At 41.0% G+C, this 9,700-nt stretch carries 9 protein-coding genes and 1 pseudogene; 1 reads left to right on the top strand and 9 read right to left on the bottom strand.

The annotated features are described in order from the left end of the window. Positions 1 to 159: 159 nt before the first annotated feature. The 9 genes from VOR_RS18410 to VOR_RS0109545 all read right to left on the bottom strand — a co-directional run bounded on the left by VOR_RS18410 (position 160) and on the right by VOR_RS0109545 (position 8,635). On the bottom strand, positions 160 to 321 hold the full coding sequence (locus VOR_RS18410) for a YoaH family protein (RefSeq protein WP_010319489.1): 162 nt from the start codon (positions 319 to 321) through the stop codon (positions 160 to 162). Positions 322 to 366: 45 nt separating this feature from the next. Beyond that, positions 367 to 1,557, bottom strand: a complete 1,191-nt coding sequence (locus VOR_RS0109580; RefSeq protein ID WP_010319488.1) for a conjugal transfer protein TraF — start codon at positions 1,555 to 1,557, stop codon at positions 367 to 369. 60 nt (positions 1,558 to 1,617) lie between these two features. Beyond that, positions 1,618 to 2,502, bottom strand: coding sequence for a DUF2861 family protein (locus VOR_RS0109575; protein WP_029627061.1), 885 nt, complete (start codon positions 2,500 to 2,502; stop codon positions 1,618 to 1,620). After that, positions 2,499 to 3,158 carry a response regulator transcription factor VxrB gene (gene vxrB, locus VOR_RS0109570; protein WP_010319486.1) on the bottom strand — a complete coding sequence of 220 codons (660 nt, stop codon included), beginning with the start codon at positions 3,156 to 3,158 and terminating at the stop codon, positions 2,499 to 2,501. Before vxrB ends, VOR_RS0109575 begins: the two co-directional genes overlap by 4 nt. Beyond that, positions 3,133 to 4,587, bottom strand: coding sequence for a sensor histidine kinase VxrA (vxrA, locus tag VOR_RS0109565; RefSeq protein WP_010319485.1), 1,455 nt, complete (start codon positions 4,585 to 4,587; stop codon positions 3,133 to 3,135). The genes vxrB and vxrA overlap by 26 nt, the downstream gene beginning before the upstream one ends. Positions 4,588 to 4,737: 150 nt before the next feature. Beyond that, complete coding sequence (gene pntB / locus VOR_RS0109560; protein WP_010319484.1) at positions 4,738 to 6,114, bottom strand: Re/Si-specific NAD(P)(+) transhydrogenase subunit beta; 1,377 nt, start codon at positions 6,112 to 6,114, stop codon at positions 4,738 to 4,740. Between the two features lie 11 nt (positions 6,115 to 6,125). Then, positions 6,126 to 7,676 carry a Re/Si-specific NAD(P)(+) transhydrogenase subunit alpha gene (locus VOR_RS0109555; protein WP_010319483.1) on the bottom strand — a complete coding sequence of 517 codons (1,551 nt, stop codon included), beginning with the start codon at positions 7,674 to 7,676 and terminating at the stop codon, positions 6,126 to 6,128. Positions 7,677 to 7,971: 295 nt separating this feature from the next. Further along, positions 7,972 to 8,256, bottom strand: coding sequence for an HlyU family transcriptional regulator (locus VOR_RS0109550; RefSeq protein ID WP_010319482.1), 285 nt, complete (start codon positions 8,254 to 8,256; stop codon positions 7,972 to 7,974). A 10-nt stretch (positions 8,257 to 8,266) separates the two neighbouring features. Then, positions 8,267 to 8,635 (bottom strand): late competence development ComFB family protein, encoded by a 369-nt coding sequence (locus tag VOR_RS0109545; RefSeq protein WP_010319481.1) that lies wholly within the window; start codon positions 8,633 to 8,635, stop codon positions 8,267 to 8,269. Positions 8,636 to 8,955: 320 nt separating this feature from the next. Between VOR_RS0109545 and VOR_RS0109540 the strand changes: the two are divergent. After that, positions 8,956 to 9,700, top strand: a pseudogene (locus tag VOR_RS0109540) (GGDEF domain-containing protein); the annotation flags it as partial.

The following is a 9,700-nucleotide window of genomic DNA, read 5'->3' as shown; positions in this document are numbered from 1 at the left end:
GTGGGATCATGGGGCGCATACTCTTTTTCGATCGGATTCGATATGTGCAATGAATTCGTTTCTGGTTTGTAATGATTTAAAGTCGAGATAATAAGGGTATAAAAAAGCGTCCACTAATGAGTGAACGCTCTTATGCAATGGAGATCGTTAGGTTGAGAATTAATTCGTTTTATCTGCGGATTTTTCTGCTCTAATTTGAGATGCAACGATTTTTATGGCTTCTGCGGTGCTGATACCTTGAGCCATTAGTTGTTGAATTTTCTCAACAGCTTCTTGCTGTCGGTGTTCTTGGTGAGATAAGGTTGGAATATCATCAAACATTTAAAAAGGCTCCGGTTGATTAGGAGCCTGACTATAAAGATCGAGTTAGTAGCTTGCAAGGAAATTTATGTAAGCTCCCATCGCATTATCGTTTGTATAGCTTGCTCCAATGTCCAATTGGAAGAGATTGAGAGGTGAGATCCCTACTCCTGCTGTGATTGTTCCATCAACATTATCGTAAGCTAAGTTCTTTTTATAGCCTGCTCTTAATTTTAACTGGCGCATGATATCGATTTCCCCACCCACTCGAATCATCTGTGTATTGTCGTTAAAATTAGTGTAGCGCTCTTCTTCATTAAGATCATAATCTACACTTAATGTGACGTAGTCTGCAACAATACCTACGCCTACTGTATAAAGTGGCCTCATTTGGTATGCGTAGCCAATATTGATGTCTCGTGTTTTACCGAATTGGCTCTCAAGGCTCTTAGTGTAAGATTGAGTTTGAATATCACGCTTGACTAAATTGGTTGCGGAAAAACCAATTCGTAGAGGGCCATAAAACCATAAAGCACCAGCATCTAGGTTAAACATCGTTTCACCCTGACCATTATCTCGTACATCTTTTATATCGTAACTGGTCATACTTGCAGTATAAACATAGGTGTAGATGCGTTGAAGTTTGGGAGTTACACCAAACGCAATATGTTGACCTAAAAATGTTTGGTACTTAGCTAGAGAGATACCTACTTCTGTTACTCCAACTGAAACAGCATTCACTGCACTGAGCTCGGCGTTTTCAACAGATTGTAGCTCTGGAGTTAATGAAGCAGTGTTTTCGCCGCTGTAAACATCAGGAGTGACAAACGTTTCGGTATAGGCTTTGGCGAATAAATTAGCCGCTATAAATTGGTTAGGAATGGCAAAGGCGACAACACCGCCAATTTCGGCTTTTAGTTTATCATTTTGTAAATTATCTAAACTTTTCTGCAGCTGTTCAGTATTTGTGTAATCTTTTTTTTCTATGAAGCTTGAAATGCTGTCTAAATCATCGACCATGTGGTCTTCATCATTATAAGAAATCCCGAAGCTAGGAACGATCATGCCTGCGTCATCGTTACGACGATAAATAGCCACAAGTGCAGGATTATAAAATGGGGCAGTGAGAAAGTTCGCAGATACAACCCCTACACCACCCATCGCATCCCCTCGCGCCTCTATTGCATAATTAGCTGCGAAGCTGAGAGAGGGTGTAAGTACTATTGCAAGTGGGAGTATTTTCATGAAATTTTTCATAATGTTATAAGCGCGTCATTTCCTTTATGTCTATAACGGCATATTGTCTATGATCTTTAATTATTCATCTACTGAAACATCGTAGGTTTTACTGATTACTTGAGATTGCTCAATAATAATTGGCCCTTGCCAACGCTGCTGAGTCATTGATACAGCTAGTACATATCGATCGGCAGCTAAATTAGTGATTTCAAGCGCATTGGGGTATTCGGATTCGTAGCGTTTACTCCATATTTCAGAGTATTTTCCGTCTACATAATCATATAGTGATACGTTTAGTTCTGGCAAAGAACAGTGAGGGTTAAGCAGCGCTTTTTTTTCAATTTGCCATTGATCTTTTGAGGCCCAACGTACAATTTGTTTTGCTTTGGGTTCTCCGAGTACAATCCATGCACTCCAAGATTGTAGATCCTTAGCCGTTATATCAAGACGGTATAAACCCATTGTAATTTTACTATTGAGATTATAACGTTTTAAGTAATGTGCCTTTCCAGTGACGCTGTCACTCGAAGTGGTCGTTAATAAGCTATCGGTGGATAAACTTTTATCGACCCACTGGGTTAACGCAATATCCGCAAGCGGTTTTTCAGCATCCACTTCTAAATCAACATGAAACGCATCTCTTCCTGGGCTCTGAATCTCTTGTCTATTAATGGTGATCGATTTAAGCCATTCTGGTAGTGGTTTTTTATCTAAACTTTTACCACAATCAACGTTTAATGACTGTAACAATAATTCATTGAGATGGTTCTGAATGTTTTTATTATGCTCAAGCTGCCAAACTTCGACAAGTGAGTTAAACATCGCTTCTAAATTGTTATTTAAAAGATTTTGATGTGCTTGAGTCAGTGGTGTGATTTGATCAAACCACTCAATATTTTGTGCTTTAGAAGGCATAGCCACATACGCTATGCCTAGCAATAGTAAACGAGATTTCTGCATCACGCTTTCATCTTGTATCCAACTCCCCGTAAAGTTTCAATCTCTAGCCCAGGAAGTTTTTGTCGCAATTGCAGTACATGGGTATCTACAGTTCTTGTGGTTGGAAAGTGGTTATAACCCCATACATGATCGAGTAATTCATCACGCGTAAACACCCTCCCTAGGTTACTCGCCAAAAATAAAAGCAAATCAAATTCAGTACGTGTTAGGGTAATTGAATCTTCCTTAAAAAAAACTTCTCTTGTCGCTTTATCAATAACAAGGTTTGGGGTAACCACTTTAGTATCGTCTTGCCCTTCTGATTCAGGCGAACGAAGCTGTGCTCGAATACGTGCGAATAGTTCAGCCTCGGCAAAAGGCTTGGTTAAGTAGTCATTTGCCCCTGCATCTAAGCCAGTAACTTTATCTTTAACTGTTACCAATGCCGTCAATAGAATTACGGGTAATTCTTTTATTTTACGCCATTCAGGCAAATGCTGGATGGAGTCGCCATCGGGTAATTGACGATCAAGAATGACCAAATCTGCACTATCCCAATACTGTTTTACATCTGCAATAGTTTCAGCATGTAAACAGTCATACCCTGCTTGTTCAAGGCTTACTAATAAACCATCGGCAAGGTTTTTATCATCTTCAACGAGAAGCAATGTCTGTTTCACAGGGGATCTCCAATATAAATGTGGTTGGTGGTCCAGCGAGAGTCATCTTGCCACCCATTCGACCTACCATTGATTCTACAATAGTCAAACCTAAACCTAAGCCACTTTTACTGACGAAAGGTTTACGTAAATTTCTCCAATCTCGATGATTTAACAGACCTTGATCTGTAACTTTGATCGTGATTGAATTTTGTTTAGTTACCACCTCTAACGTAACTGGAGCAACTCCGTATTTAACAGCGTTTCTAATTAAGTTATCGATGCATGTTCCAAGCCAGTAAACATTCAGTTTTGCCGCAATATCTTTGTTTATAAAAAGATCTATGCTTTCACGAAACTCTTCTTCCACTTTGTATTGTAACCACTCTTCTACGGAAGGCACCCAGCTTGTTGCAAGTGGTCTATTATCGGACTGTAAATAATCCTTGCTGGCTTCGGCCAGTTGCCGTAGACGTCTTGAATCTTCACATAGACGTCTAAATTCGTCATAAACCGTTGATGGTAACCTTTCAAATTCGCGTCGAAATCCTTCAACAGTCAGCAACAAACTTGCAATTGGCGTTCTGAGTTCGTGGGTAAGAATTTGCAAAACCAACATACGACTTTTCATTTCCTGCCGCTTTGAATTCCACCGGTAAAGAGACCATCCAAATACAAGTATGATGTTAGCTAAGACAAGAATCACCATACTTATCCGTAGTACGTTGGAATGATCTTCAATATTCCAACAAATGTTACCTCGCTGGATAAAACAGGTAGAATTTTCCGAAGTCATACTGTAGCTAAGTCCTGCTTTACTCGCGTTGTCTAACCATATGTCTTCATCAAAAACATAGTACATATCGCCTTTTCTTAGCCAAAGATCCTGGTTTTCTACAAACATTGTTGCACCTGAAATGAGTGCTAGAATTGTATCTTCATTCATGTTTTTAATACGGCCGAGTAAAGAATCAGCGTTTGCTTTGGCACGCTCTCGTATGTGCATGTATTGCTGTAACTCTAGAAAGCTATCAGGGTATTTCTTTACATAGCGAGCCGCATAAGTACCTCCGCCAGGGTGAATCAAAGTACTTCTTGCAAACCATTTTGAAGGTAATTTGGAGCCTTTACAAAAGGCTCTCGTAAAGACTAATGGCTCTGTTATAAGTGGACTGAGCGGTAATTTACCTGTACAGCTTTGAGATAGCTTATACAGTAGTTGAATGTCTTTTAAAGGGTATTCAGCCGTTTGCGGTAACATCGAATCCGGAGTGAGCAAACGGGTTGGGTAATCAACTTGCAAGGTACGGATATCATAACGTACATCAGCGGTACTATAATCAAAAAGCGACACAAAAATGTCGATGCGTTCTGGCAACGAATCGGCATGGGTTTGAATCGATATTAGGACTAAAACAGTCCCCAAGTAGGTCTTAATCGCTTTAAACAAGTTTTATTTTCATTAATGGTTTAGATTAAAAACTATATAACATTATTACCTAACAATACATTAAGCATGTTATATCCATGTCAATAATGATTACTCAAAAATAGAAGAAGCCAGCTAAATGCTGGCTTCTTCTATCTCTGGTCTTAAATGCTATAACGCTTTTGATATAGCGTCTACACTCTCTTTTGCATCACCAAAAAGCATATAGGTATTATCTTTAAAGAAAAGAGGGTTTTGTACACCTGCGTAGCCAGTATTCATTGAGCGCTTGAATACAATGACATTTTGCGCTTTCCATACTTCCAACACTGGCATTCCGGCGATCGGACTGTTCGGATCTTCTAATGCTGCTGGATTTACTGTGTCATTTGCACCGATCACCAAAACGGTATCCGTTTCAGTAAAATCATCGTTTATTTCGTCCATTTCTAACACAATGTCATAAGGCACTTTTGCTTCAGCAAGCAGTACGTTCATATGACCAGGCAAACGTCCCGCTACTGGATGAATACCAAAGCGAACTTTGATGCCTTGTGCACGTAACTTATCCGTGATTTCGTGAACGGGATACTGTGCTTGAGCTACTGCCATGCCGTACCCTGGAGTGATGATCACTGACTTAGAGTTTTTCAGCATTTCGGCTACTTCTTCAGCGTTTATTTCACGGTGTTCACCGTATTCAACGTCTGCGCTGATAGCCACATCCTGACCAAAGCCCCCGGCAATCACACTAACAAAAGAGCGATTCATCGCTTTACACATGATGTAAGAAAGAATAGCACCTGAAGAACCAACCAGTGCTCCGGTTACGATCAACAAATCATTCGCTAACATAAAGCCAGCCGCTGCGGCCGCCCAACCTGAGTAGGAGTTAAGCATCGATACCACAACTGGCATGTCTGCACCACCAATCGAAGCCACCAAATGGTAGCCAAACGCGAACGCTATTAGAGTCATAATAATTAACGCAAACATGCTGCCACCATTATTAACGAAGTAAATCATTAATAATGTCGAGGCAACAATGGCCGCAAGGTTGAGCTTATGCTTATGAGGGAGATTGAGCGACGACGACGAAATGATTCCACGCAGTTTACCAAAGGCGACGATAGATCCTGTAAAGGTGACGGCACCAATAAATACCCCAATGAACACTTCAACCAAATGAATCACGTGTTCAGCGTGATCGAGTACAATTGGCGCATCGATATAGCTGTTATAACCCACTAATACCGCAGCCATGCCCACAAAACTGTGGAGAATAGCCACAAGCTCGGGCATTTCGGTCATTTCTACTTTTTTAGCATAATGAATACCGATACCACCCCCAATGACCATCGCCAGCAATACCCAAGCTAAGCCCTGCGCATCTGGACGAAAAATAGTGGCGATGAGTGCGATAGCCATACCCGCTATACCATAGTAGTTACCAGCTCTTGCTGATTCCTGCTTTGATAATCCAGCAAGGCTCATGATGAAAAAGATAGCAGCAATAATATATGCGGCTTGTACTAATCCTGCAGACATATATTACTCCCTTAGTCTTTACGGAACATTTCAAGCATACGTTTGGTGACTGTAAAACCACCAAAGATGTTAATGCTTGCAATTAAAACAGCGATAAACGCGAGGAAAGTGACCACACCACTCCCTTGACCTATCTGCAATAAAGCTCCGACCACAATAATGCCGGAAATTGCATTGGTAACGGACATCAAAGGAGTATGTAAAGCATGAGTAACATTCCAAACGACGTAGTAACCTACGACACACGCTAAAACAAAAACGGTGAAATGGCTTAAAAAAGCCGCAGGTGCGACCGATGCGATCCAAGCAAAAGCGCCAACGGCAGCAACTAAGCCAGCAATTTTTTTCGTCGCAGAAACGGGTTCTTGTTTTTTGGGTTCAGGTCTAGTTGGTGCGGTCTTGACTTGCGGTTGCGCAGAGACTTGGATCGGTGGTGCTGGCCACGTTATTTCGCCTTCTTTCACGACCGTCACACCACGTAAAACAACGTCTTCAAAGTCAATATTGATGGACCCATCTTTTTCCTTGCATAACAATTTCAGCAAGTTAACGATGTTTGTTGAATATAATTGAGAGGATTGTGTTGGTAAGCGGCCAACCATATCAGTATAACCGACCACTTTCACACCATTGGCGGTTGTAATCACCTGATCAGCAACCGTGTATTCACAGTTCCCCCCGTTTGCAGCTGCAAGATCGACGATCACGCTACCAGCGCTCATACTGTCGACCATCTCTTTGGTGATCAGCTTAGGGGCTGGACGTCCAGGGATCAAAGCCGTCGTGATAATGATGTCGACATCTTTAGCTTGCGCTGCATACAGTTCAGCGGCCTTTTTATTAAAGTCGTCAGACATCTCTTTGGCGTAACCATCGCCTGAACCAGCCGTTTCTTGGAAATCGACTTCCAAAAACTCTGCACCCATTGATTGAACTTGTTCTTTTACTTCTGGGCGAACATCAAAAGCTCGTACAATTGCCCCCAAACTTCCTGCGGCACCGATAGCAGCGAGGCCAGCAACGCCAGCTCCAGCAACCAGTACTTTTGCCGGCGGGACTTTGCCCGCTGCGGTAATTTGCCCTGTAAAGAAGCGGCCAAATTCATGTGCAGCTTCAACAACAGCACGGTAGCCAGCAATGTTAGCCATTGATGACAAAGCGTCTAAAGCTTGTGCTCTGGATATTCTCGGCACTGAGTCCATCGCCAGCACGTTGATTTTTTTACTTGATAACTGTTCCATCAATTCTGGGTTTTGTGCAGGCCAGATAAAACTGATTAGGCTTGCCCCTTCTTTGATCAAAGCAACCTCATCAATCGATTGTTTTTTATCAGCAATCGGCGCATTGACCTTCAAGATAATGTCTGAATTCCAAACATCTTGTGTCGAAACAATCGCGGCACCTGCCGCCTCAAAAGCCGCATCATCAAAACTGGCTAAAACCCCAGCTTGAGTTTCAATGGAGACGTCGAAGCCTAGTTTGATTAATTGCGCTACCGAACTCGGTGAAGCTGCAACCCGTGTTTCACCCGTAAGGGTCTCTTTTGGTACACCAATTTGCATAGTTATTCCTTGACTATTGGCACAATGATTATTCTGTTTTTATCTAACCACCAGCATAACTGCAAGCAGTTTGTAATAAAAATACAAAATGCTATTACATATAAGGTTGAGTGATGAGTGATGAGTGATTGTCATAGGTGAAAGACAAAAACACAACGACATCCAAACAAAGCCGAGGTCGAACCACTATCACAAAGCTCTATAAAAACAGGATATTAGCCCTGCATTTTACTCAATGGATAAGGGTATCGACTAATGAGGATATTCATTATGATTTTTATCAAGTCGGACGATGTTAGGAAAAGATTTTCTCGCCCATCTGATCGATGAGCATTTTTGCTTTTTTAAGCATAAGATCATCAGCGTCGCTTCTGCTAGCCATGACATCGGAGCGGATAAAACGGTGAGTACATATTTCACCATTAACATCTTTACTAATTTTGCCAGCGACGCGATATTGCCCTGATTCAGACATTGCATCTTGGTAAATTAAAAAACCTTTATATTCAATGGGATCCAAAAGCTTCATTTTTGAGTCATTGCCTGACTCTTGATTAAATAAACGAGAAAAAAATCCCACAAGAGCTCCTTTAAGACTTGTTTGTTTCAATAATCGGCTTCTCGAACCACTCTAGTTCTAAGTTATCGTCAAAGCGCAATTGGCCTAGAATGATAGGAATATCATCTTCTCTGTGTTTACGTCGATCATTAACGATCATGCTTTCCGCCGATTCAACGGCAACTTGTGCATTTTCTTTAAGTATGACCAATTTTTCTTCAGGTAGCGCAGAGAGAAAATCTATGTCATATCGAATATAGATCGGTCTCAATTGAGCAAGGGATAAGCAAGCGAGATCGGCAAGCTGCTCATTATCATAGTGATTTACATACTTATCTTCAGCCAATACGCGTCCGACAAGTGTTTCCATGTAATTATGTACATCAACACTAATTTGCATCATTACACTCCTTCCTCTTCGTACTAATCAAAATATTTAGATAGAACTTAGCAGTAACAACTTAGCGTACCTTAATGATTTTATACAACTTTTAGATGCGTTATCGTCTAAACTTTGTTCAAGTGTTCGCTTTCATTTAGTAAGTCTAGCAAAAAGCTTGGCAATCTATTAAATAAAAGTATGCTATGGCCTTATTATCAATTTTAATTTTGAATGCCACAAAGGTCATATTTGTATTATTGATGCCGACAAGTTTTGTATCATCTCATTGGTTTCGATTCTTATTCCCAATAGGGTTGTTAATAGCCATTATGTTGGGGATGGAAAACGTCATTCTGATCACTAGCGCCAATATTGGCTTCGCTAGTAACCTGCCTTATATTCTTTTCACGGTAGCAATCGCATTAGGACACATTTTTAAGCAAGGGCGTTTGGCTATGATCTCGACAGCGATGATGGTGGCCTACGCAATCATCCAGTGGCGCTTACAGATGCCCCTTTCTACGGGAACAACCTTGCTAGAGCTTTCGTTATTAAGTTTGTTATTACCCGTTTTGTGTTTAGTACCTTATGCGTTAGGAAGTAATGCTACTGTATTGAGTAAAACTTATGGCTTATACATCGCTATTTTGCTGCTGTTAATGTTTTGGGCCGTTGTTACTTTGATGTACGTCAGTGATGGCGGATTTGAGAATTTTAGCCAGGTTTTTTTAGTAACGATACCGAAAATATCGAAATTGCCATTTTTGTTGGTGATGTACCTCTTGGCATTAATTGGTGTCTCCGCAATATTTGTGCTCACGCGAAACCAGATCTTAGACACTAGCATTTACGCCAGTATTTTACTCTCCTCCTTCACCTTTATTTTTTTCCACGTGAGTTATATCTCAAGCACACTGTTCTCTCTAGCCGGGGTTTTATTGATCTTATATCTAATTTCGGCGGGCCATGAAATGGCGTTTATTGATCGATTAACGTGTATCCCAGCTCGCCACGCCTTAGATCTTGACATCAAATACTTAGGCAAAAAATATGCGATAGCGATGCTAGATATAGACTATTTTA

It is taken from the genome of Vibrio ordalii ATCC 33509 (assembly GCA_000257205.1).
GTDB classification, from domain to species: domain Bacteria; phylum Pseudomonadota; class Gammaproteobacteria; order Enterobacterales; family Vibrionaceae; genus Vibrio; species Vibrio ordalii.
This window is presented reverse-complemented; position numbering and strand designations above follow the sequence as displayed.

Coding starts and splice junctions, on each gene's coding strand:
- VOR_RS18410 (WP_010319489.1), bottom strand. CDS start 321: ATGTTTGATGATATTCCAACCTTATCTCACCAAGAACACCGACAGCAA.
- VOR_RS0109580 (WP_010319488.1), bottom strand. CDS start 1,557: ATGAAAAATTTCATGAAAATACTCCCACTTGCAATAGTACTTACACCC.
- pntB (WP_010319484.1), bottom strand. CDS start 6,114: ATGTCTGCAGGATTAGTACAAGCCGCATATATTATTGCTGCTATCTTT.
- VOR_RS0109555 (WP_010319483.1), bottom strand. CDS start 7,676: ATGCAAATTGGTGTACCAAAAGAGACCCTTACGGGTGAAACACGGGTT.
- VOR_RS0109545 (WP_010319481.1), bottom strand. CDS start 8,635: ATGCAAATTAGTGTTGATGTACATAATTACATGGAAACACTTGTCGGA.